Annotated in this window: 21 protein-coding genes; 9 read left to right on the plus strand and 12 right to left on the minus strand. The window is 63.1% G+C overall.

Going from position 1 to position 23,423, the window contains the following annotated elements; genetic code table 11:
* Positions 1-3 precede the first annotated feature (3 nt).
* From FZF13_RS00430 to FZF13_RS00480, 11 genes are read right to left on the minus strand one after another with little or no spacing between them, the layout of a single operon-like run.
* The gene (locus FZF13_RS00430; RefSeq protein ID WP_065996756.1) at positions 4-642 is read right to left on the minus strand and encodes a cytochrome c oxidase subunit 3; all 639 of its coding nucleotides are present in this window, start codon (positions 640-642) and stop codon (positions 4-6) included.
* On the minus strand, positions 639-2,282 hold the full coding sequence (locus FZF13_RS00435; RefSeq protein WP_065996755.1) for a cytochrome c oxidase subunit I: 1,644 nt from the start codon (positions 2,280-2,282) through the stop codon (positions 639-641). The genes FZF13_RS00430 and FZF13_RS00435 overlap by 4 nt, the downstream gene beginning before the upstream one ends.
* Positions 2,279-3,238: a cytochrome c oxidase subunit II gene (coxB, locus tag FZF13_RS00440; protein WP_065996754.1), complete on the minus strand. Its 960-nt coding sequence runs from the start codon at positions 3,236-3,238 to the stop codon at positions 2,279-2,281. The genes FZF13_RS00435 and coxB overlap by 4 nt, the downstream gene beginning before the upstream one ends.
* Positions 3,235-3,984, minus strand: a complete 750-nt coding sequence (locus FZF13_RS00445; protein ID WP_065996753.1) for an SCO family protein — start codon at positions 3,982-3,984, stop codon at positions 3,235-3,237. The genes coxB and FZF13_RS00445 overlap by 4 nt, the downstream gene beginning before the upstream one ends.
* Positions 3,981-4,430 carry a hypothetical protein gene (locus FZF13_RS00450; RefSeq protein ID WP_065996752.1) on the minus strand — a complete coding sequence of 150 codons (450 nt, stop codon included), beginning with the start codon at positions 4,428-4,430 and terminating at the stop codon, positions 3,981-3,983. The genes FZF13_RS00445 and FZF13_RS00450 overlap by 4 nt, the downstream gene beginning before the upstream one ends.
* On the minus strand, positions 4,423-5,544 hold the full coding sequence (locus FZF13_RS00455; protein WP_065996751.1) for a hypothetical protein: 1,122 nt from the start codon (positions 5,542-5,544) through the stop codon (positions 4,423-4,425). The genes FZF13_RS00450 and FZF13_RS00455 overlap by 8 nt, the downstream gene beginning before the upstream one ends.
* Positions 5,541-6,083, minus strand: coding sequence for a c-type cytochrome (locus FZF13_RS00460; RefSeq protein WP_065996750.1), 543 nt, complete (start codon positions 6,081-6,083; stop codon positions 5,541-5,543). The genes FZF13_RS00455 and FZF13_RS00460 overlap by 4 nt, the downstream gene beginning before the upstream one ends.
* Positions 6,080-6,607: a DUF3341 domain-containing protein gene (locus tag FZF13_RS00465; RefSeq protein WP_065996749.1), complete on the minus strand. Its 528-nt coding sequence runs from the start codon at positions 6,605-6,607 to the stop codon at positions 6,080-6,082. Before FZF13_RS00465 ends, FZF13_RS00460 begins: the two co-directional genes overlap by 4 nt.
* Positions 6,604-7,977 (minus strand): NrfD/PsrC family molybdoenzyme membrane anchor subunit, encoded by a 1,374-nt coding sequence (gene nrfD, locus FZF13_RS00470; protein ID WP_065996748.1) that lies wholly within the window; start codon positions 7,975-7,977, stop codon positions 6,604-6,606. Before nrfD ends, FZF13_RS00465 begins: the two co-directional genes overlap by 4 nt.
* Positions 7,970-10,828, minus strand: coding sequence for a 4Fe-4S dicluster domain-containing protein (locus FZF13_RS00475; protein ID WP_065996747.1), 2,859 nt, complete (start codon positions 10,826-10,828; stop codon positions 7,970-7,972). The genes nrfD and FZF13_RS00475 overlap by 8 nt, the downstream gene beginning before the upstream one ends.
* Positions 10,812-11,468, minus strand: a complete 657-nt coding sequence (locus tag FZF13_RS00480) for a cytochrome c3 family protein (RefSeq protein WP_065996746.1) — start codon at positions 11,466-11,468, stop codon at positions 10,812-10,814. Before FZF13_RS00480 ends, FZF13_RS00475 begins: the two co-directional genes overlap by 17 nt.
* Positions 11,469-11,661: 193 nt before the next feature.
* Between FZF13_RS00480 and FZF13_RS00485 the strand changes: the two genes are divergently transcribed.
* The 5 genes from FZF13_RS00485 (at position 11,662) to FZF13_RS00500 (ending at position 16,973) form a co-directional block, all read left to right on the plus strand.
* Positions 11,662-14,142, plus strand: coding sequence for a membrane-bound PQQ-dependent dehydrogenase, glucose/quinate/shikimate family (locus tag FZF13_RS00485; RefSeq protein ID WP_065996745.1), 2,481 nt, complete (start codon positions 11,662-11,664; stop codon positions 14,140-14,142).
* A gap of 695 nt (positions 14,143-14,837) precedes the next feature.
* Positions 14,838-15,005, plus strand: coding sequence for a hypothetical protein (locus FZF13_RS28735; protein ID WP_167523831.1), 168 nt, complete (start codon positions 14,838-14,840; stop codon positions 15,003-15,005).
* 6 nt (positions 15,006-15,011) lie between these two features.
* Positions 15,012-15,983 carry an SDR family oxidoreductase gene (locus tag FZF13_RS00490; RefSeq protein WP_065996744.1) on the plus strand — a complete coding sequence of 324 codons (972 nt, stop codon included), beginning with the start codon at positions 15,012-15,014 and terminating at the stop codon, positions 15,981-15,983.
* Between the two features lie 404 nt (positions 15,984-16,387).
* Positions 16,388-16,684 carry a hypothetical protein gene (locus tag FZF13_RS00495; RefSeq protein WP_139116428.1) on the plus strand — a complete coding sequence of 99 codons (297 nt, stop codon included), beginning with the start codon at positions 16,388-16,390 and terminating at the stop codon, positions 16,682-16,684.
* A 37-nt stretch (positions 16,685-16,721) separates the two neighbouring features.
* Positions 16,722-16,973 carry a DUF6894 family protein gene (locus tag FZF13_RS00500; protein ID WP_065996742.1) on the plus strand — a complete coding sequence of 84 codons (252 nt, stop codon included), beginning with the start codon at positions 16,722-16,724 and terminating at the stop codon, positions 16,971-16,973.
* Position 16,974: 1 nt separating this feature from the next.
* Here the strand turns inward: FZF13_RS00500 and FZF13_RS00505 are convergent, their stop codons facing one another.
* Positions 16,975-17,724: a Crp/Fnr family transcriptional regulator gene (locus tag FZF13_RS00505; protein WP_083237621.1), complete on the minus strand. Its 750-nt coding sequence runs from the start codon at positions 17,722-17,724 to the stop codon at positions 16,975-16,977.
* 26 nt (positions 17,725-17,750) lie between these two features.
* Between FZF13_RS00505 and FZF13_RS00510 the strand changes: the two genes are divergently transcribed.
* From FZF13_RS00510 to FZF13_RS00525, 4 genes are all read left to right on the plus strand, one after another.
* Positions 17,751-18,383, plus strand: a complete 633-nt coding sequence (locus FZF13_RS00510) for a response regulator (protein WP_245317411.1) — start codon at positions 17,751-17,753, stop codon at positions 18,381-18,383.
* 206 nt (positions 18,384-18,589) lie between these two features.
* Positions 18,590-22,018 carry a response regulator gene (locus FZF13_RS00515; RefSeq protein WP_065996948.1) on the plus strand — a complete coding sequence of 1,143 codons (3,429 nt, stop codon included), beginning with the start codon at positions 18,590-18,592 and terminating at the stop codon, positions 22,016-22,018.
* On the plus strand, positions 22,015-22,854 hold the full coding sequence (locus FZF13_RS00520) for a CheR family methyltransferase (protein WP_065996741.1): 840 nt from the start codon (positions 22,015-22,017) through the stop codon (positions 22,852-22,854). Before FZF13_RS00515 ends, FZF13_RS00520 begins: the two co-directional genes overlap by 4 nt.
* Positions 22,854-23,417, plus strand: a complete 564-nt coding sequence (locus FZF13_RS00525) for a chemotaxis protein CheB (protein WP_065996947.1) — start codon at positions 22,854-22,856, stop codon at positions 23,415-23,417. Before FZF13_RS00520 ends, FZF13_RS00525 begins: the two co-directional genes overlap by 1 nt.
* The last annotated feature ends 6 nt before the right edge of the window (positions 23,418-23,423 follow it).

Here is a 23,423-nt window from a genome sequence, read left to right on the forward strand (position 1 = left end):
GCCTCATCGGTTGATCAGATAGAGGATTGGGAACAGGAAAACCCAGACGACGTCGACGAAATGCCAGTAGAGCCCGACCGCCTGCACGCGCCGGGCGCGGCTGTCCGGCTCGGTGTGCCGCCAGAGCGCGAGCAGCCACCCGATGACGGCAATGCCGCCGAGCAGGTGCAGTCCGTGCAGCCCGGTCATCGCGAAATAGAGACTGAAGAAGAATTGCGCCTGCGCCGGATCCGGCCCGTCGAAGGTGAACGGCGCGCCGAGTACCGGGGCGATGCCCTCGTGGAATTCCATGGCGTATTCGGTGCCCTTGATGACAAGGAAGGCGATGCCGAGCAGGGCCGTCGCGCCAAGCGCGAGCGTCGCCGCGCGCGAGCGGCCTGCGCCGGAATAAAGATGCGCCAGCGCCATGGCGAAGCTCGAAGTGATGAGCACGGCGGTGTTCAGCGTGCCGAGCGCCAGCGACAGGTGCTTCGACGCTGCCGCAAAGGCCGGGCCGTAGCTGACCCGGGCGACAAAGAAGACCAGCATGACGGCACCGAACAGCATCGCCTCCGAGCCGATGAACACCCACATGCCGAACGTGTCGGCCGCCTGCTCGCGACGGGCCGTGTCGAAGGCGACGCTCTCGACGCTCGTCCTCACGCCGCCGTCTCCCGGTGCGGGCTGAAGCGCTCGTGCTCCAGTCCCTTCATCGGATAGTCGTAGGCCGGCCGCGTCACCACCGGGGTCACCGCGAAGTTTTGCGGCGGCGGGGGTGACCCGGTTTGCCATTCGAGTCCCGTCGCGCCCCAAGGGTTGTCGGACGCCTTCGCTCCCGTCCACAGGGAACGGCCCAGATAATAGAGCGGCATCAGGTAGCCCGCCGCCAACACTACCGCGCCTGCTGACGACAGCACGTGCCAGAACTGGAACTCCGGCGGATAGGTGTGGTAGCGCCGCGGCATGCCGTTGAAGCCGAGCACGAACTGCGGAAAGAAGGTCAGGTTGAAGCCGATGAAGGTGGTGACCGCCGCGACCCGGGCCCAGGCCTCGGGATAGAGGCGGCCGGTCATTTTAGGCCACCAGAAATGCAGCCCGCCCATGTAGGCCATCACCATGCCGCCGACCATGATGTAGTGGAAATGCGCCACGACGAAATAGGTGTCGTGGACGTGGACATCCACGGCGAGCGCGGCGAGGAACAGACCGGACAGGCCGCCGAAGGTGAACAGCGCCAGGAAGAACAGCGCGTAGAGCATCGGCGCCTCGAAGGTGATCTCGCCCTTGCGCAGCGTCAGGCTCCAGTTGAACACCTTGATGGCGGAGGGAATGGCGACGCAGAAGGAGAGGAACGAGAAGACGACGCCGGCATAGGTCGACTGGCCGGAGACGAACATGTGATGGCCCCAGACCAGGAAGCCGAACACGGCGATCGCCATCGAGGCCAGCGCGACCGACGCATAGCCGAACAGTGGGCGTCGGCTGAAGCAGGGTAGGATTTCCGACACCACGCCCATGCCCGGCAGGATCATGATGTAGACCGCCGGGTGCGAATAGAACCAGAACAGGTGCTGGAACAGCAGCGGGTCGCCGCCGAGCCCCGGATCGAAGATGCCGAGGCCGAACACCCGTTCGAGCACGATCAGGATCAGCGAGGCGGCAAGCACGGGCGTCGCCAGCACCATCACCAGGCTGGTTGCGTAGAGGGTCCAGACGAAGATGGGCAGGCGGAACCAGGTCAGTCCCGGCGCGCGCAGCTTGTGCACGGTAACGATGAAGTTGATGCCGGTCATGATCGACGAGAAGCCGACGATGAAGACGCCTAACGCCGCGGTTGAGACGTAGCTATCGGAATAGATCGAGGAGAGCGGCGTGTAGAAGGTCCAGCCCGTGTCGACGCCGCCGAGCAGCACGGCCGCCAGCGTGAACAGGCTTCCCAGGATGAAGACGTACCAACTCGCAAGGTTCAGGCGCGGGAAGGCGAGGTCGCGCGCCCCGATCATCAGGGGAAGCAGGAAATTGCCCAGCGTCGCCGGGATCGACGGCACCAGGAAGAACCAGACCATGATGATGCCGTGCAGCGAGAAGAAGCGGTTGTAGACGACGTCGGAGACGAGGTCGCCTGCGGGCGTGGCCAGTTCCACGCGGATCATCAACGCAAAGAAGCCGCCGAGGAAGAAGAAGGCGGTCAGCGAGGCGAGATAGAGCCAGGCGATGCGCTTGTGGTCGGTGGTGAGCAGCCAGGAGCCGATTCCGGCCCCTTCCTGCAGGTAATTTCCGGCGCGCAAGGTTTCGCTGCTCATGGGGTTGCCTCGCTCGGAGTCGATCGTTCGGAGGAAAGCGATTTCAGGTAGGCGACCAACATCTGGAGTTCCCCCTCGTCGATGAGGCCGTCGAAGCTCGGCATGACGGGTTCATAGCCTGCGGCGATCTCCTTGGCGGGCTGCAGGATCGAATCCCTCAGATAGCGCTCGTCCGCCAGAACAGTCTGCCTGTCCGCAAGCGCGACAGGTCTGCCGTAAACGTTGGCGAGGTCGGGCGCGCGCACCTTGCTGGACGGGCCGTGGCAGCCGGAACAGCCCAATGCCCGGAACAGTTTTTCGCCGCTTTGCGCCAGCGATTCGCTTTCGCCCTGGGCCGAAAGCCATTTGGCAAAGTCCTCCGGGGGCATCACGGTCACCCAGCCGCCCATTTCGGAATGCTGCGTGCCGCAATATTCGGCGCAGAAGAGGTGGTAGCGGCCGGGCTTGACGGCGGTGAACCAGAGGTGCGTGGTGCGGCCGGGCACGGCGTCCTGCTTGAGACGGAAAGCCGGGACGTAAAAGGAATGGATCACGTCTTGGGAAGCGAGCGAGACAACTACTGGTCTGCCTGCCGGGACGTGCAATTCATTGATCTCGCGCTGGCCGCCGGGATGGCGGAACGTCCACATCCATTGCTTGCCGAGGGCAGCTATCTCCAGAGCATCGGACGGCGGGCGATCGCGCTGAACGAACAAGACAGCGCCCCAGCCGAAGAAGATGAAGGCGATCACCAGGCTGGCGCTCGTCCAGCCGATCTCCAGCGGCAGGCTGCGGCCGCGCTGGCCTGTGCGGTCGGCGCTAGAGCCGGCGCGGTATTTGACGGCGTAGCCGACCACCAATGCGGTCAGGAACAGGCCGAGCAGCAGGGTGAAGGCCAGCAGCGCGTAGAACAACGCGTCCACCCTGCCGGCGATCGACGAGGCCTCATCCGGCACGAAGGGAATGCCGAAGCTCATGTCCGCCTCCGGACCATGAGGAGAACCGACGCTCCCATCGCCAGCAGCGTGGCGAGGCTGCCGAGCTTCAGCGCTGCCCATATGGCCGGCGTATATTGGCCTTTCGATGTGTCGAAGCCGGCGCATAGCAGGAAGACATGGTCGGCGATCGAGCCGAGCTTGTTTGCGGAGGCCTCTACCAGCGCCAGCCGAAGATCGCGGGGCTCGAAGGACAGCGCCGGCAGGACGCGCGAGATCTTTCCGCCCGGCGTGACGGCGAGCACGGCGATGGGATGCACGAACTGGTCGATGCGCGGTCGCGTGTCGAAGCTGATGCCCGCTTCGCTTGCGAGCGCAGCGCCCTCAGGCCCGGTCAGGAAACGCCATGCCCTCAGCCCGTCCGCGCCGGCCGACTGGGCTACGGCTTCTTTCGCCGCAGTGGCGTCTTCGCTTGTCTCGGTTTGGTCGATCGAGATGAAGAGAGCCCGATAGGCCGAAGGATCAAGACCTGTCTTGTTTAGGTCGGAGGCGACGGCCTGCTGGGTTACGCCGCATAGGTTCGGGCATTTGTCGTAGCCGAAGACGACCAGCGCCGGCTTTCCGGCAAGCACATCAGCCAAGCTTGTTTTCGCCCCGGTCGAATCGCGTAGAGGGCGATCCGGATCGAGCTGCGCGCCGATCTTGGGATCGAAGGACGGGCGCTCCACAGCGCCGCTGGCGGTCGTCGCTGCCAGCACCAGCAGGAATGCCGCGAGGGCCCCCCTCATGGTTTGGCTCCGTTTGCGGTATCGCGGCAGGACGCGGCTTGCGGTGTGCGCGGCACGTCGCCCGTCAGCAGGCTGCATTCGTCGCTCGAGGGAGAGGCTGCTTCGGCCGTCCAGTGCGGCAGGCCGTTCTGGGCGACCAGTTTCATTGCTTCCTCGATGGGGATGCGCGCAATGCCCTTGGCGCGATCGACCCAGGCCAGTTTCTCCAGTTCGGCCTCCTCCGCCCGTCGCACAGCCGCGAGATCCTCGTGCGGCGATGTCGAGAGAGCAGGAGTCGCCTCGTTGCTCGACCACTCGGCGCCGGGCTGCGGCCACAACGCCTGCGGCCGGAAAAGGAGATAGAGCACGCCGAGCGACACAAGCAGGAAGACGACGAGGCCGCCGGCGAACAGCAGCAGCGCCCTCGGCCAGATGTCGCGTGTCTCGGGATGGCGGACTTCAGCCATGCGCTATCTCCCGCCAGAAGAAGATGCGGCTTGGCTCTCTCAGCACGATGACGAACATCGTCGTCCAGAGGCAGCCGGCGGCCACCGGCGCTGCCAGGTCCAGCCACGCGAGCGACAGGCGCGGCGTGGCCAGCGCGGGACGGATGCGCCAGACAGATTCCATCATGTGACCGGCCAGCACGACGATCGCCAACCAGACAAGCCCGCGATGGCTGCGCTTGACGGTTCGCGCCAGGAAGGCGGCAAAGGGCAGGGCCAACTGCAACAGGACGACCAGCCAGAGCAGCACACGCCATCCGCCCGTTCCGCGCCGCAGGTACCAGCCGATATCGTTGGGTAGGTCGCCGGCCCAGACCACGATCCATTGCATGAAGGCGAGATAGGCCCAGGTTAGCATGAAACCGAACAGCATGTTGGCGACGTCCTCGCCGAGCACCGCATCGCCTTCGCCGCCCGGCAGGACTTCGATGGAGCGTGTGGCGGCAAGGACCAGCAGTGCCAGTGCGGCCGCGCCCACCACCTCGGCCGACGCCTCCAGCATGGCATAGATGGTGGAGGTGAACTCCGGGTCGAGCGACAACATCCAGTCGGTCGAGAAGACGGTGACGGCGGCGGCGTGGACGACCAGGCCCAGCGCGAAGCCACGCGTGTTGGACTGGGGCGCGTCGGGATCGGTCCATTGCAGGACGAAGAAGGCAAGCGCCAGCCACAGAACCGCGCAGCCGGCAAACCGGACGAGGAAGAACGGCGTGTTGAGATAGGCGAGCTTCGCCCGCACCGCCTCGGGCAGGGCGGAGACATCTGCAACGGCCCACGGAAAGACGAGATCCGGCCGCAACAGGATCGGTAGAAGGAAGACGAGCGCGAGTGGCAGTGTAGCGACCGTCGCGCGCAATGGCGGCCGCATGGCCTCGCCCCAGCGGCCGCCGGTCAGGCCGTGGATCATCAGCAAGGTCATGGCGCCGAGCGGCAGGCTGACCAACACTAGTGCCGCCGTCAGCCAAGCGGTGAGCGCCAGGCGCAGGTCGATCAAGGCGCCTGCGATGCAGAGCAGTAGCCCGGCTCCGCTCACGAGAACCAGCATCCTGGTTCCTTTGTCGCGCGGAAGCGTCATGGCGAAGCCTCCGCGTGAAGCTTGCCGCGCAGTTCGGCAGGCAAGGCCGCCGCCGGCACGGTACGCGCATATTGCAGGGTGCGGATATAGGCGACGATAGCCCAACGGTCGGCCGGAGGGACGCGCGCAGCGTAGGAATACATGGCTCCGTAGCCGTTCGTGATGACGTCGTAGAAGTGTCGGTCCGATGCCTGCCGCAAAGCATCCTGATGATAACTCGGCGGCGCTGGGAAACCGTGCCGCACCACGACGCCGCGGCCATCGCCCGCGCGGCCATGACAGGGCGCGCAGAAGATTTCGAAGCGCTCGCGTCCTCTTTGCAGCATGGCGAGGGTCACCGGCGTCGGTATCTCCTGAGGCGTCGCTGCGAGGTCCGCGTCGCGCGCGACCGTGCCGGGCACCGGCGTGCGCGCCGACATGCCGTCGGAGAACTGATCGCTTTTCTCCAGCGGATCGTAGCGCGGCTGGTCGGCCATCTGCTGGTCGCAACCCGTGAGCAGCGGGCCCATCAGAGCGATGAGACAGAGGGCCTGCTTCATGCCTTCACCTCCGCCACGGAAGCCGCGCCGAGCCGCCGCAGCTGCGCCTTGGTCGCGTCCCTGCCGAACTGGGGATCAGTCGCTTCGACCAGCAGGTAGAAACCGCCCCCTTTGGCGAACGTAAAAATCTCGGCGTTGAAGACGGGGTGGTAGTAGCGCGGCAGGCCGTTGGCGACGACCATGCCGATGAAGCCGGCGATCGCGGCACCCAGGATCGCGGCTTCGAAGGCGATGACCGTGAAGGCCGGCCAGGAATGCAGCGGCCTGCCGCCGACATCGAGCGGATAGTCGATCTCGACCGAATAGAGGATCAGACCGTACGCGAAGGCGCCTCCCAGCACAGCGCCGGCCAGCACGATCCAGGGCAGGCGCGTCCTGGGCATCGCAAGGATCTCGGCCAGCCCGTCCACCGGGTAAGGCGAATAGGCGTCCATCCGGTGATAGCCTCGCTCACGCATGGCTCGCGCTGCGTCCGTGAGGCGCTCGGCATCGGTGAAGGCGGCGATGACACCGTGCAGCGTCATGAGCCCTTGCCCTCCTCAGCCAGTTCCTCGACCTCGAAGATGGTGATCGCGGGCAGGATGCGGACGAACAGGAAGACCAGCGCGAAGAAGGTGCCGAGCGATCCGAACAGGATGCCGTAGTCGAGCCAGGTCAGCGACTGCTCGCCCCAGGCGGATGGCAGGAAGTCGCGGCTCGGGCCGCTGACGACGATGACGTAGCGCTCGATCCACATGCCGATATTGATGATGACCGCGACCGCGAAGAGCAGCGGCATGTTGCGGCGGACGGAGCGCAGCCACAAAAGCTGCAGCGCGACGCAATTGCAGGCGAGCATCGTCCAGAACAGGACGGAATAGGGGCCGACCGCGCGCTGCACCATCATCATGCGCTCGTAGGTCTCGCCGGAGTACCAGGCGAAGAAGGCTTCCGACGCGTAGCCGTAGATGACGACCATGCCCGAGGCGATCATCAGCTTGCCCGCATTGTCCATGTGCTTGAGCGTGATCAGGTCCTCGACCGAAAAAGCCCAACGCAAAGGGATGGCGATGGTCAGCACCATGGCGAAGCCGGACAGCAGCGCGCCGGCGACGAAATAGGGCGGGAAGATCGTCGAGTGGTAGCCGGGCACGATGGCGAAGGTGAAATCGAGCGCGACGATGGAATGCACCGAGACGACCAGCGGCGTCGCCAGCGCCGCCATCAGGTAATAGACCACCTTATAGCGTGCCCAATGATAGGCCGAGCCGCGCCAGCCCAGCGCCAGCAGGCCGTAGAAGACCTGCGTTCCGCGCCGCTTCGCCCGATCGCGTAGAATGGCCAGATCGGGGATCAGGCCCATGTACCAGAACAGCAGCGAGACCGTCGCATAGGTCGAGATGGCGGCGAAATCCCACACCAGCGGGCTGCGCCATTGCGGCCAGTGCATGTGCGTGTTGGGCAACGGCAGGAGCCAGTAGAAGAACCATGGCCGCCCGAGATGCAGGATCGGGTAGAGCCCGGCCATGGCGACCGCGAACAGAGTCATCGCCTCGGCGAAGCGGTTGATCGAGGCGCGCCAGGGCTGGCGCAGCAGGAGCAGCACCGCCGAGATCAGCGTGCCGGCGTGGCCGATGCCGATCCACCAGACGAAGGACGAGATCATCGTGCCCCAGGCGACCGGGATGTTCACACCGATGCTGCCGATGCCGACCGCGAACAGGTAAGTGACCGAATAGAGGAACAGCATCGCCAGCAGGAAGCAGAGGAAAAAGGCTGTCCAGAAGAAGCGCGGCAGCCGCCCCGCCAGCACGACCGAGGCGATGCGGCCGCTAATCTCCGGCCGATCGTGCCGTCCGAGAAGAACGGGCGGGTGCGGCGGCGTCCGGCGGGCTGCGGCGACCGCTTCAGCCATCGCCGTTCTCCGAATCCTTGGCTGCGCCGGCGAGATTTTCTTTCGTGTTCCTGATCCGTCCGAGATAGGTGGTGCGCGGCCTTGTGTTCAGTTCCTCCAGCAGCGCGTAGGCGTGCGGCGCGGCCTTGTCCCTGGCCACTTGCGAATCCTTTCGCTTGATGTCGCCGAAACTGATGGCCTGTGTCGGGCAGGCCTGCTGGCAGGCAGTAACGACTGCCCCGTCGTCGATCGGTCGGTTGTCGATCTGGGCCTCGATGCGCTTGGCGCTGATGCGCTGGACGCAATAGGTGCATTTCTCCATTACGCCGCGCGAACGCACGGACACATTCGGATTGCGTGCCGCCTGTTCCGGCCCGGCGGTCTCCTTGTCGAAGTCCTGGAATTCAAGAAAGTTGAAGCGGCGTACCTTGTAGGGGCAGTTCTGCGAGCAGTAGCGGGTGCCGATGCAGCGGTTGTAGACCTGCGCGTTCAGCCCGTCATGGGTATGCGTGGTGGCATTGACCGGACAGACCACCTCGCAGGGCGCCTTCTCGCAATGCATGCATGGCACGGGCTGAAACAGCGTCTCGGGCGTTTCGGGCGGTCCAGCGTAGTAGCGATCGACGCGCAACCAGTGCATCTCGTGGCCGATCGAGCATTGTTCGGGACCGACGGTCGGGATGTTGTTCTCTGTTTGGCAGGCGGCGACGCAGGCCATGCAGCCGATGCACGCCGAAAGGTCGATCGACATGCCCCAGGCTTCGTCCTCAGCTGGCCAGTCCGGAAAAAGGGATTCGGTCGGGGCAGGGGGCACCCCCTTCTGGACGAAATCCGGAGTTTGGTGGAATTCGCCGAGCGACGCGTGTCGCACGATGGCGCGGCCTTCCATCGCATGATGATGCTGGGTCGTGATCAGCGGGCTTCGGCCGTTGCGTGCCTTTAATGTGGCGCCGCTCATGAACCAGGGCGCGTCGGCCGTGCGGAGCCTGAAAGCGTCATACCCTTTGGCTAATGCCGCGACCGATCCTGCCGCACGTCGGCCATGGCCGAGCGCGAGTGTTACGACCTCGTCGGGATGGCCGGGCATGATCCATGCCGGCACGTCGAGCGAATGACCCGCGCGGGTGATGCTGACGACCTGTCCAGTCTCCAATTCCAGCCGCTTGCCGGTTGCGGGCGACATCAGCGCTGCGTTGCCCCAGACGAGTTTGGTCAACGGGCGCGGCAGTTCCTGCAGGGCGGCGCAGTTGGCATGGCGGCCATCGAGCAAGAACGGGTCGGCGACGAAACGTAATTCGACGCCGCTTGCAGGTTGGCGAAGTTTCAGTCCGTCAAGATCGGCAGTGGGATGGACGGAAACAGGAGCGGCGTCCGTGCTGAATATGATTCCGGCGCGCAATGCCGTGCGCCAGCCGTCCTCGCCGAGCGATGGCAGCCACGTAGCGCGCACCAGCGACAGCGAATCGGCGTTGAAGTCGCCGTCGAGCGCGGCGAGGATCTCGTGGAAAGTCCTGCCGCCGAAGAGTGGCTTGATCAATGGCTGGACGACGGAAGCCGTGCCGTCGAAGGCCCGTAGGTCGCTCCAGCTTTCGAGATCGTGCGCGGCAGGGATATGCCAATGCGCCGATCGCGCAGTGCCGTCCTGATAAAGGCCGCAATGGACGAGCGTATCGAGGCGGCCGAATGCCTTGCCGACGTCGAGGCCGGTCGGCGCGGTCTCCAGGGGATTGGCGCCCAGGACAAAAAGCCTGCCGACTGTCCCCCCCTCGATATCCTGGCACAGGTTCCCTAGATCGCCGTCGACTGGCATCGCGTGAGGCGGTTCGATGAAGGTGACGGTGGACCCTATCGCACCTAGCTGCCGGTTGATGGCGATCGCGACCGCATGGACATAAGCCGTCTGGTGTTCGCCGGCGACGACGACAGCCTTCCGCCCTGCCGCTTTCAGGTCGGCTGCAGCGGCTTCGATCCATGACGGGTCGATGTTGGTGGCGACATTGTCGCTCCCGAGCGGCAGGGCGAGGCCAACCGCCTTGCCCAGGAGCGCGGCGACGGTTTCGACCGCGCCCGGCTTAACCGCCTGTCGGTGGTCCGCGGCGGCGCCGGTAATCGTCGGCGTGGATTCGACGGCATAGAGCCGGTTCATCTTATCAGCGACGGCGCGGACATGGCGGCGCGCCGAAAAATTCCGGGCGTAGGCCAGGCGCCCCGGTCCCTCTGCCAGGAAATCGGCGTCAAGCGAGACGACGACATCGGCCCGTTCGAGATGATAGACAGGCACCAAGGAATTGCCGAACAGTTTCGCCGCCGCTTCTTCCGGAGACGGCGTTTCGAGCGGATCGTGGCGGTAGATGCGCAGCATCGGGTATTTGCGCCGCAGATCTTCGAGCTGCGTCTTGAGGGTCGGAGAGGTGGTTGCCTCGATGAGGATCGCCGCGCTCTCGCCGCCCGTCGTGGCGAGGTCGGCGGCGTCTACGGCCATGTCGCGCAGGAAATCATCGTAGCTCGCCGGCACGCCGTTCTTCATTGGCGTGCGCGAGCGTTCGGGATCGAAAAGCTCAAGCACTGCCGCCTGCATGACGGCGTCGGTCGCGCCCATTGAGGCAGGATGGTCGGGATTGCCTTCCACCTTGGTCGGTCGGCCTTCATGGCTTTCCACCACCGCGCCGAGGCCGTAGCCACGGCTCGACAGCGTCGTCGCATAGTACAGCGGCTTGCCGGGCACGACGATTTCCGGCTGGCGAACGTAAGGCACGATCTCCTGCGCGGGGCTGCAAGCGGCGAGCCCCGCCATCGAGAGCGATGCGCCGACAAGTTTCAGAAGGCTGCGCCGGTCGATCTCCGCATGGCTTTTCTCAGCGGTGGCAGACATAGCAATCCGTCATGGTTTCGGGATGGATGCCGAGGACGCCGACCAGTTTTCTGCGGATATCCTCGATGTCGTCCGGTGGTTTCCAGTGCAGCAGGAAAACGTCCTGCGGCGGCCTGAGATTGGGTTCCAGATCGCGGTGGCATCCGAGGCACCATTCCATCGACAGCGAATGCGCCTTTTCCATCAGCGGCATCTCGTCCACTTCGCCGTGGCAGGTTTCGCAGGCGACGCCCTTGGCGACGTGGATGGAATGATTGAAGAAAACGAAGTCGGGAACCGAATTGACGCGTTGCCAATGCAGAGGTTTGCCGCTGACAAGGCTCTTCCGCACTGGCGCCAGCATCGCCGCATTCGTGTAGAGCTGCGAATGGCAAGTCATGCAGACTTCCGTCGCCGGCAGACCGGCCGAGGCCGAGGTCTCCACGCCGTTATGGCAATAGCGGCAGTCGATGCCGAGTTCGCCGACATGGTGCTTGTGGCTGAACGGGACGGGCTGCGCGATCGCTTCGCCGACCCCGTTCGCGAACCCGGACCGCAGCCATGCGGTGCCCGCGACGCACAGGATGACTGTCATAAGAAGGACACCTCCTAGCGCGAAGCGCGCAATACCGTCGGCATTTCTGGAAAAGACCTGCGCCATCCCCTCGGCAATCACGGACGAACTATAAGACCCTGAACGCCCGCCGCGCACTCACGTTCCCTGGCGATTCCTGCGATCACGGAATGGTGACGGGCAAGAGCGGCTGGCCTGCAAATTCACCGAAACCATCCGGGAAGTTCTGCGTTCGGCAACCATCACCTTTCGTTTCAGCAGTTAATTCCGGCAGGACATCATGGCAGACCAGACCCGCACCGAGACTTCACCTAACGGCGGCGTCGCTTACTGGTGGACCATGTTCGTCGGCGCGCTGCTGGTCCTGCTTGGGGTGCTGATCGGCGCAGGCGGCGCGTGGCTGATCGCGCTCGGCGGTTCGTGGTACTATCTGCCCGCAGGTGTCGCACTGCTGGTGTGCGGCATATTTCTGCTTCGCCGCAACATCGCAGGCGTGTGGCTTTACGTGCTGACCTGGGTCGCAACGCTGATCTGGGCCTATTGGGAAGTCGGCATGGACGGCTGGGGCCTCATGCCCCGCACGCTGGCGCCGACCGTCATTCTGGTCTTCGTGCTCCTCACGCTGCCCCTATTCGGAGAGGGCAGTAAGCGGCGTTACGCCAACGGCGCGTATGCAGCGGCTTCGATCGCCGTTCTGGTTCTTGCCGGCGCGGCAGGCCTGGATCATTTCACCACGCAGGCGCAATCCCAGGAGGCCGCACCAGCTCAGCCGGCTGCCTCGGCAGCGCCTGTTGCACCCGCGGTTCCGACCCAGCCGACGCAGGCGGACGCAATGAAAGCTGCCGACACCGCCATCCACAAACCCGGCGATGACTGGCCGGTCTACGGCGGTTCGGAACTGGCGCGGCGCTATTCGCCGCTCGAACAGATCACCGCCGACAATGTCTCGAAGCTGACAAAGGTGTGGACCTTCCACACCGGCGACATGCCCGATGCGGCGGCGAAGGACGAATACTCGCCCGAAAACACGCCGCTGGAGATCGGCGGCCATCTGTTCGCCTGTTCGGCCAAGGGTATCGTCATGTCCGTAGACGCGGCGACCGGCAAGGAAGAATGGCGCTACGACCCCAAGGTATCCGACGACGCCATTCCTTACGGCGCCACCTGCCGGGGCGTTGCCTACTACGCCGTTCCCGATGCTTCCGCCGAGCAACCCTGCGGGAGACGCATTGAATGGGGAACGCTCGATGCCAGGCTGATCGCCGTCGACGCCAGGACGGGCAAGCTCTGCGAGGATTTCGGCGACCGTGGCGTGGTTGATCTCAATCAAGGCATCGGCAAGACGGTGCCGGGCTGGTATTCGGTAACGGCGCCGCCCACCATCGTGCGCGGCGTGGCGGTCGTGGGCGCGCAGGTGAAGGACGGCCAGGCCGAGGATGCGCCATCGGGCGTGGTACGTGGCTATGACGCCGTCACCGGAAAGCTCGCCTGGGCGTGGGACATGGGCCATCCCGACCGCGTCGGCGCACCGCCTGAGGGCGATACCTATACGCGCGGCACGCCGAACATGTGGACCGTTGCAGCGGCCGATCCGGAACTCGGTTATGTCTACCTGCCGCTCGGCAATTCCGCGGTGGACTACTATGGCGGCAACCGGAAGGATTTCGAAAACGAATTCAATTCCTCGATCGTCGCGATCGACGTCACCACCGGCAAGCCGGTCTGGCACTTCCAGACGGTGCATTATGACCTGTGGGACTACGATCTCGGCTCACAGCCCACGCTTGTCGACCTGCCGACCGAGAAAGGCACGGTGCCTGCGATTGTGGTGCCCAGCAAGCAAGGCCAGATTTACGTGCTGGACCGCAAGACGGGCAAGCCGCTGTTCCCGGTAGAAGAGCGTTCCGTGCCGATCGGCGGCGTCGAGCCGGACAAACTGGCCAAGACTCAGCCCTATTCGGGTTATGCCCATCTCGACCAGCCGGAGCTGACCGAGAAGGACATGTGGGGCATGAGCCCGCTCGACCAGCTCTATTGCCGCATCCAGTTCCGCCAGGCCGCCTACAAGGGAGAATACACGCCGCCGACTGCGGACAGGCCATTCATCGAGTATCCTGGATACAATGGCGGATCGGACTGGGGCAGCGTCGCCGTCGACCCGAAAAGCGGTATCCTGATAGCCAACTACAACGACATGCCGAACTACAACCAACTCATCCCGCGGGCCGAGGCCGACAAGATGGGGCTGAAGCCCATAGACCAGGGCAAGATGTCGGAGGCGGTGGCCGACAAGGGCGATCCACAGGCCGGCTCACCCTACGCGATCCACGTCAACGCGGGCTGGCGGCTGCCGACCGGACTGCTCTGTTCGGAGCCTCCGTATGGCCATATCCGTGCCATCGAACTGAAATCCGGCAAGACATTGTGGGACAAGCCGCTCGGCAGCGCCGTCAACAACGGACCCTGGGGCATACCGTCCATGCTGCCGCTCACCATCGGCACCCCGAACAATGGCGGCCCCCTCGTGACCGCCGGTGGTTTGATCTTCGTTGCCGCAACGACGGACGACAAGCTGCGCGCCATCGACATCAAGACTGGCAACGTGGTGTGGCAGGCTGACCTGCCAGCCGGCGGCCAGACCACGCCGATGACTTATGAGGTGAACGGCAGGCAGTACATCGTCATCGCGCCCGGCGGACACCATTTCATGGAAACGAAGGTCGGCGACCAGGTCATCGCCTATGCGCTGCCGAAAAGCTGACCGAGGGCGACAGCGAACGCGCATGACCGCAGTCCTATCGGCAGGCGCCTGGTCTCGATAATGGAGTTCGTTACAGCTGAGGGACCTTGCCGCACCAAACTGGTTCGCGGGTGCCGCGGGCCGGACGGAACAAGGCGCTCGTCTGCCGTTTCGTTGGCCAGGAAGAGAAACCGGGAAAAAGACTTCCTGTTCACCGTACCGTCACGCCCGGTTGACACGGCCCGCGGCACCAGAAGAACGCCGCGAGAGATGAAAGGTTCATGCCACGAACCGTCGCCATAGCCTTCGAACTTCTTCTTTTCGCCGCCACGGGGCAATCGAAGTACCCGAAGCGAGCTGCCGAATGGGCTTTCAGCGGAAAAGACAGCTGCGCCCCGTGCAGGCTGCAAGCGGCCAAAGTCATAACCGATAGTTCGGTTAGGTCTCGTACGCTTCCGTCAGCCATCGGTAGGCGAAGAGGAGCTCCGCGGGCTAACCGAAAACTCGGTTATTCAGATCGCGTTGAAACTCACTCCGTCACCTCGCGATCTCGGGAGTGCGCGGATGCCGAAACTCGCCGTCGATCCCGACGAGGCAGGTGTCTGCATAGGCGCAATCCTTACGGGGATCGATGCTCCGCCGCCAGGTTCCGGTCGGAACGAATTCCTCGCTCCTCCGTTGCCAGTCGCAGCCCAAAACAATCGTGGAGGATCGGCATGGGTAAGGACACGCTCCCAACGCCCGGAGGCGATGACCCCGAGGTGCGGTTTCTGACGGAGAATACCGACTTGTCGCCGAAGCAGGCGCGGGAACTGATCGCCGAGCACGGCCATGATCGGGAGAAGCTTCTCGAAATCGCAAGAACACGAAAAGCGGAAGGCTAGCCTGCCATGCAGCACGAATCCGAAACCGCAGAAGAAACCCGCAAGCAGAAGTCGATCCAGCGCGGAATAGACGCCAAGGACCAGTCGAAGACGCGGGGAAAGGCGAAAGGCGCGATGCAGGCGGGTGCACGCCGTTATCCCGAGCCGCCGTTTCCAGAGCAGCACCAGGCGAAGCCGGGGCACGAAACCAAGGTGGATCCCGCGCCGCTTTACGAATCGCCGTACTACCTCGGCTCCAAGAAGCTGGACGGCAGGGTAGCGATCGTCACCGGCGGCGATTCCGGTATTGGGCGTGCGGTGGCTGTGCTGTTCGCCCGGGAAGGCGCCGATGTCGCGGTCGTCTACCTGGCGGAAGACAAGGATGCCGAAACCACGAAGGCCGCGGTCGAAAAGGAAGGCCGCCGCTGCATCCTCGTCAAGGCGGACGTCAGCGAGCGCCCGCATTGTCGCCGCGCTGTGAAAGAGACGCTCGACAAACTGGGCAGGTTGGACGTGCTGGTGAACAACTCCGCCTTCCAATACCATGCCAAAGATTTCGGCGACATCACCGAAGAGCATTTCGACACGACGCTGAAGACCAATCTGTACGGCTATTTCCACATGGCGCAGGAGGCCGTGCCGCACATGAAACCTGGATCGGCCATCGTCAACACTGGCTCCGTTACGGGCATCGAAGGTTCCAAAGCCCTGGTCGACTATTCCATGACGAAGGGCGGTATCCATGCCTTCACGCGCGCGCTGTCGGGAAGCTTGATCGACAAGGGCATCCGCGTAAATGCCGTGGCGCCGGGGCCAGTCTGGACACCGTTGAACCCGTCGGACAAGGAAGCGCAGGATGTCGCGAAATTCGGCGGCGACACGCCGATGAAGCGGCCGGCTCAACCCGAGGAGATTGCTCCGGCATATGTATTCCTCGCCTCGCCACAGTGCTCAAGCTATATCACCGGCGAAATTCTTCCCGTAATCGGCGGCTACTGAGGCAGGTATCACCGGAACGACTTTGCCGAATCTCGATGAATTGATCAGGTCCGACGCTGACAAGCGGATTTCCTCGGAAACGCGCATCTGACCGAGGCGGAAGTGGAAGAGTTCCGCGTGCGTCGTCGCCATGCCCAGGAACGGAGCCCCGGCGCAAGTTGGCACGCGCTCCCTCGACTCGCCAGAAGATGAAGATGGGGCTGAGCCCGAAGGATGTTTTCCAGCCACGTCAGCGAGCCGCGACTGTCAACTCAATCGAGCTGAATCTATTTCAAACGCCCTGTCAAATGATAAGGACAGGTCCGTCGGGAGGCGTCATGCTTTGAACATCGACGGCAATGGGTCAGGGCGCCGTCGGCTGTGAGCGACTATCGCGCTTCCGCCCCGATACGGAGGGAGCCGCAATGGGTCATACCCCGAGCGGGATAGCCTATCCTGAGGACATGCAGCGTCTGCGGGAAATGTTCGACAGGTTCTGCCGTGAAAACGGACTCGTGAATGGCAGCGCGGAGGCCGAGGATCTCGCTAAGGCCGTTATGTCGCTATTCGCTGCCGGCGTGGACGAGGAAACGGCACTTTTGGACAGTTTGGCGGAGTACAGCCGGCGCAAGACGAGAGCGGAATTGACGCCCCGCCCGAATACGAGCTCTCCCGCCGGCAACGGACTGCAACGTCGGGAAGACTGGAACAATCCTGTTTGAGAGGCATTACGGAGCAAATGATCGACGGAAGGTGTTCATGCCCCGGTACTATTTCGATGCCTACGATCAGAGTGATTTGACCCGCGACGAAGAAGGGATTCATTGCGATTTGAGGTCGGAGATACAGGAAAGGGCGATCGACGCTCTCCCGGACATGGCGCGGGATGCGCTTCCGAACGGCCCGAACCACGATTTCCGTATTCAGGTGCGCGACGAAAGCGACCGGGTCGTGTTTCGGGCGACGCTTACCCTGACGTCCGAGTGGTTCGAGGGAGGCCCGGCCCGATAGCTCAGCGAGGTTCGATGCGCAGGCTGAGATAGGTCGGGTCGAATTCGGCCAACTCGGCGAGAGCGTCGAAATCGTTGATGAAGACCATCCCGCCTTTCCAATCGACAAGGCGGGTCGACCGAAGTTCCTGCAGTTTGCGGTTGATGTGCACGACGGACAAGCCCAGGAGGTCGCCAAGCTGCGTCTGAGTCAGCGGCAACGCGTATCGATTGTCGGACGCGATGCCCGCAGCCTCCAGTCGGAGATACAGTTCGCAGAGGAAATGGGCGATCCGCTGTTTAGTCGACAGGCGCCCCATACAGGTTATCCAAGCTCTTTGGACCGCGCCGTCGATCACCGTCGAGAGCCAAAAAAGACGGCCGAGATGGGGACTCTGTTCGGTGGCGCGGCGGATCGAATCGTATGAAGTGAACCCGACTTCACAGGAATTGATCGCTGCGACACCGTGATCCATGACCTTGAGAAGATAGGCGTGGAGATCGACAAAGTCCCCTGGCACATGCAGCGCGGTGATCTGGCGACCTCCGTTTCGCAAATAGTGGCTACGCGCCGCGAACCCGCGCATGACCATGCAGCTTTCCCCTGGCCGCGAATCCTCAGCGATGATTTCCGCACCTGGAACGAAGGCGACTTTCCGGAATGGAAGTGAGTTCAGCAGCGTGATTTCCGCCACCGACAATCGATCTCTTTTGCTCAAAGCTCGCACAAACGGCAGCAAATCGGGAGAAACAGCCGGTTCAAACTCGTCCATCAGGCGCAAACGGAAACACGTGCGCTTTGTTCCGTCCTCAGGCGAGCCCGCGCTATACGTCTCCTGCAGCGCAGGTTCGCGCCACCATCGACTTCGGCATGGCAATATCGGAAGTAGGGTCGACCTCGGATAACAACGAATTTGCGAATTTCGAGCGTCTTGTCTTTCTTGTTTCCGGGCGAGCTAAAATCTCTCGGCGGCTTAAGATTGTTTGGAACCAACAATCCGTGCGGGCGTTCATGGCGGTTAAGGGGGACTTTATTTTGAACGAACAAACTATCGCAATCCTCGTCGTGGACGACGAGCCGCTGCTGCGGATATTCGCAGTCGATTTCCTGACCGACGCCGGGTTCATGGTCTACGAGGCCAGCAATGCCGACGAGGCATTGGAAGTGCTAGGCTCCCGTCCCGACATCTTCGCCGTCTTCACCGACATTCAAATGCCCGGCACCCTGGACGGAATTGGCCTGGCGCGGCGAATCAAGAAAACCTGGCCTGGGATTTTCGTCATCGTCACCTCTGGCCAACAGGTGGCGGAGAGCGGCGAGCTTTCCGACGACGTGCCGTTCCTCACCAAGCCCTATCTGCCCGAAACGGTAGCCGCCATGATCCGGCAAAAGCTTAGCCCGCAAATTGTCCACGCTCCCGTATCCGAATAGTCCTTCGCGAGCAAAACGGACCCGAGCGAGACGAGATGTGCCATCAGGGGCCGAGGAACTTTTGCGGCGCGTGCAGAAGGTTCTCTGGATGAGCGAGCCGACGCAACGCCCTAGGCATCCTCGTGCCAGTCTGTCACAACGACAGCGCCCTACCGCCTGCCGTCAGTTTTTCGGCCTTTAACTTCGTTTGTAGCGAGTAGCCTATGATGTCCGTCCGCTCGACCGATTTCTCCAAACGGACCCTCGGCCTGGACCCGCCAGTCGCGTTGGGTCTGGCGGCTGCTCTGGTTTTTTTCCTGATCAGCGGCGCGGTCGCCTATTTCAATCTGCAGACGCTGCGCGAGGGAAACCAAAGCATCACCTATTCGCACGACGTGATCGTCGCTCTCGATGAACTGCTGTCGATGGCGCAGGACGCCGAAACGGGACAACGCGGCTTTCTGCTCACGAACGACGAACGATATCTAGACCCCTACGAGGCCGCCCTTCGGGCCATTCCGCCAAAGCTCGACGAAATTCAACAGCTCACCTTGGATAGTCCGACGCAGCAGGCAAGGGTGGCCCAGCTACGCATGCATGTGGAAGCCAAGCTCGCCGAACTCAAGGAAACGATAGACGTTCGACGCAGTCAGGGGCTCGAGCCTGCGTTGGCGATCGTCAATTCGGATCGCGGCAAGGCGGAGATGGACGCGATTCGCAGCCAGCTCTCCGCGATGGCGGACGAGGTCGAGCGGCTTCGGGCTCAGCGGCTTGCCGACATGGACAGCTCCCAGAAGACCGCCCTCGCTACCAGTTTCCTTTCCGGGCTGCTCGGCATTCTGCTGACGGGCGCTATCGCGTTGCTGATGCGCCGGGCGACGCTGGGGCGTCGTCGCGAGGAGTGGCTGCAGTCGGGCCAGGTTGGCTTGGCAACAGCCATGATGGGCGACCAGCCTGTCGAACGGCTCGGCAACAGCATACTCGAATTCCTGGCGGGTTACGCGGGCGGCGTGGCGGGAGCGCTTTTCGTCGGCGACGGAGAGGTCTTTCGGCGCACGGCGACCTATGGCGTTCCCGAAGGCGCGAATGTTCTCACGAAGTTCAAGCTCAGGGAGGGTCTCCTGGGGCAAGCCGCGGCGGAGCGTCGTTCCATCCTCGTCGGCGAGGTTCCGGAAGGCTATCTCGCCTTCGGTTCGGCTCTGGGGCATGACAGACCGCGGCATCTGGCACTTCTTCCAGCAGGCGTCGACGACACCGTCAACTCGGTCGTCGAACTCGGTTTCCTTCGTCCCGCCGACGAGAGAGTGAACGCGCTGCTAGAGGCTGCGTCCGGAGCCATCGGCCTTGCGGTCCGGTCGGCCAAGTATCGGGATGAGCTCCAGAACCTGCTTGAGGAAACGCAACGCCAGTCCGAGGAGCTGCAGACGCAGAGCGAAGAACTGCGCGTCTCCAATGAGGAACTGGAAGAACAGGGTCGGGCGCTCAAAGATTCGCAGGCCCGGCTTGAGCAGCAGCAGGTCGAATTGGAGCAGACGAACTCGCAGCTCGAGGAGCAGGCGCAGCAGCTGGAAACACAACGCGACCATCTGGAGCGGGTGAACGCCTCGGTTCAGCTGAAGGCGCGCGAGCTTGAACAGGCCAGCCGTTATAAGTCGGACTTCCTAGCGAACATGTCGCACGAGCTTCGAACGCCGCTCAATTCGTCCCTCATTCTCGCTAAGCTCCTTGCCGACAACCCCGACGACAACCTCACCGCCGAGCAGGTCAAATACGCGCAGACGATTCAGTCCTCCGGCAACGACCTGCTGAACCTGATCAACGACATTCTCGACCTTTCCAAGATTGAGGCCGGCCACGTCGAGATCCGGCCGGAGCCGGTCGCGGTCGAGCGGCTGGCCGACAATCTCAGGCAGCTCTTTCAGCCTGTCGCCGCCGACAGGGCGTTGGAATTCCGGATAGACGTCTCGAAGGAAACTCCGCCGACTATCGAAACGGACCCCCAACGCCTCGAACAGGTTCTCAAGAACCTGTTGTCGAACGCCTTCAAGTTCACTGAAGCCGGAGAGGTGAAACTGTCGATCGGCCGAGGCGCCGACGGCCGGATCGCCTTCGCGGTGTCCGACACGGGCGTCGGCATCGCCAAGGAACAGCAGCTACTGGTCTTCGAGGCGTTCCACCAGGCCGACGGCACGATCAGCCGCAGATACGGCGGCACCGGACTGGGCCTCTCGATCTCACGGCAGCTCGTCCGACTTCTGGGCGGCACGATCGACCTGGTAAGCCAGCCGGGCCGGGGCAGCACGTTCACCGTCCTCGTCCCCGCGGTTTACGACCCATCCAAGATTCCGTCGCGTGAGTTTCAAGCCTCTGGGATGGTCGGGGAGACCTCGCACGGAGAACAGCCGCGCGTTGCACCGATCATGCCTTCCCACAAGCTGGATGACGACCGAGGCTCGCCCCCAGACGAAAGACGCATTCTGCTCGTTGTCGAGGATGACGACACTTTCGCGGCCATCCTTCGCGATCTGTCGCGCGAAATGGGTTTCCGGTCCCTGGTTGCCGCGACGGCGGAAGAGGCTTTGGACCTTGCCAAGGCATTCATGCCTAGTGCGATCGTTCTCGATGTCGGCCTGCCTGACGAGTCGGGGCTTTCAGTGCTCGACCGACTGAAGCGCGATGTCAAGACACGTCATATTCCTATTCATGTCGTCTCCGCCGACGACCATGCCGAGACGGCGTTTTCGCTGGGCGCTGTCGGATACGAGATCAAGCCGGTCAAGCGCGAACAGCTGGTCGATGTCTTGCAGAAGCTGGAGGCCCGGCTGTCGCAGCGCATGCACCGGGTCCTCATCGTCGAGGACGACCAAGTGCAGCGAGAGGCAGTTGCGAAACTGCTGTCGTCCCACGACGTCGAAACAGTAACCGCCGGCACCGCCGCGGAGTGCCTCGAGCTGCTCCAGGGGGAAACGTTCGACTGCATGGTGCTCGACCTGTCCCTGCCGGACGCGTCGGGCTATTCGTTGCTCGAGACGCTCAGTCAGGAAAGCGCCTACTCTTTTCCGCCCGTGATCGTCTATACGGGCCGGGAGCTTGCCCTTGACGACGAGCAGCGCCTGCGTCGGTATTCGAAATCGATCATCATCAAGGGGGCGAAATCGCCCGAGCGGCTCCTCGACGAAGTCAGCCTGTTCCTCCACCAGGTGATATCCGAACTGCCCGACGAACAGCAGAGGATGATCCGCAAGGCACGGCACAGGGACGCGCTGCTGGAGGGACGACGCATTCTGGTTGTCGAAGACGACGTCCGCAACGTCTACGCCCTGACCAACATTCTAGAGCCGCGGGGCGCGATCGTCGAGATCGCCCGCAACGGGAAAGAAGCCCTGAACGCTCTCGAGAAGGCTCGAAGCAACCCTGAGGCAGCCATCGAGCTTGTCCTCATGGACGTGATGATGCCCGTGATGGACGGGCTGACGGCTACGAGCGAAATCCGCAAAAACCCCGATTGGAAGAAACTGCCGATCATCGCCCTGACCGCCAAGGCGATGCCCGACGACCAGAAGCGATGCATCGACGCCGGCGCAAACGACTACATGGCCAAGCCGCTCGACGTCGAGAAACTGCTGTCCCTCGTACGCGTCTGGATGCCGAAGTGACGGAAACCCATTCAGCCGAAAAGGTCGAGGATATCGAGATCCGGCTTCTGCTGGAGGCGCTTTACATCACGTACCACTACGATTTCCGCAACTATTCCATGGCATCGATCAAGCGGCGGCTGCGTCAGGCGCGCGAGCAGCTGGGATTTGCGAACTTCTCCGCATTGCAGGAACGCGTGATGCACGAGCCGGAGATGCTGCCGCGGCTTCTGCGCTACCTGACGGTTCAGGTCAGCGAGATGTTTCGCGATCCGAGCTATTTCTGCGCCTTGCGCGAAAAGGTCGTCCCGCACCTGAAGACCTATCCCTCGCTCAAGGTCTGGATCGCCGGATGCAGCGGCGGCGAAGAGCTGTACTCGCTCGTCATCCTTTTCCGTGAGGAGGGACTGGAAGAGCGAACCATCTTCTACGCCACCGACATAAATCAGGAGGCGCTGCACGCCGCGGAGAGGGGGATCTTCGCGCTCGACCGCGTCCGGCTGTTCACGGAGAACCACCGCAAGTCCGGCGGCAGGTCGTCTCTGTCCGACTACTATCAGGCCGCCTACGGCAGGGTATCTTTCGACAAGAGCCTGCGTCGGAACGTGGTTTTTTCCGACCACAGCCTGGTGACGGACGCCGTCTTTGCCGAAATGCACCTGATATCCTGTCGCAACGTCCTCATCTATTTTAACCGGGACCTGCAGGACCGTGCGGTCGGCCTGTTCAAGGACTCTCTCGCCCGCAAGGGGTTCTTGGGGCTTGGGGCCAAGGAGAGTCTGCGCTTCTCGCAATACGCCGGATCCTTCGACGAGTTCGTTCGGGAAGAGAAAATCTATCAGAAGCGGGGCGCATGATGACGGCTCAAGCCGAGGCAGTGGTGATCGGTGCGTCCGCGGGAGCGCTGGAAGCGCTTTCCGCCATCCTTCCCGCGCTTTCTACGGAGTTCAGGCTCCCCGTCATGGTGGTCGTACACGTGCCTTCCGACAGGCGAAGCGTCCTGGCGGAGCTGTTTAGGGCGAAATGTAAGGTTCAGGTCCGGGAGGCGGACGACAAGGAGCCGATCGTCGGAGGGACGGTATATTTCGCCCCGGCGGACTATCATCTTCTTGTCGAGCCGGACAAAAGCCTGTCGCTTTCAAGCGACGAGCCTGTGCTCTTCTCCCGGCCTTCGATAGACGTCCTGTTCGAAAGCGCGGCCGATGCTTACGGCCCGGCGCTGATCGCGATCGTCCTCACAGGGGCCAACGAGGACGGCGCGAAGGGTATGCGGGCCGTCCTCGAACTGGGCGGCGTGGCGCTGGTTCAGCGTCCGGACCATGCTTTCGCACGCGCAATGCCTGAAGCGGCAATCCGTCTGTGTCCCGGGGCCCAAGTGATGGCTCTCGCGGAAATCGCCGCGCACTTGCAGAAGGTTTGAGATCGA

Source organism: Mesorhizobium terrae (assembly GCF_008727715.1).
In the GTDB taxonomy this organism is placed as follows: Bacteria; Pseudomonadota; Alphaproteobacteria; order Rhizobiales; family Rhizobiaceae; genus Mesorhizobium; species Mesorhizobium terrae.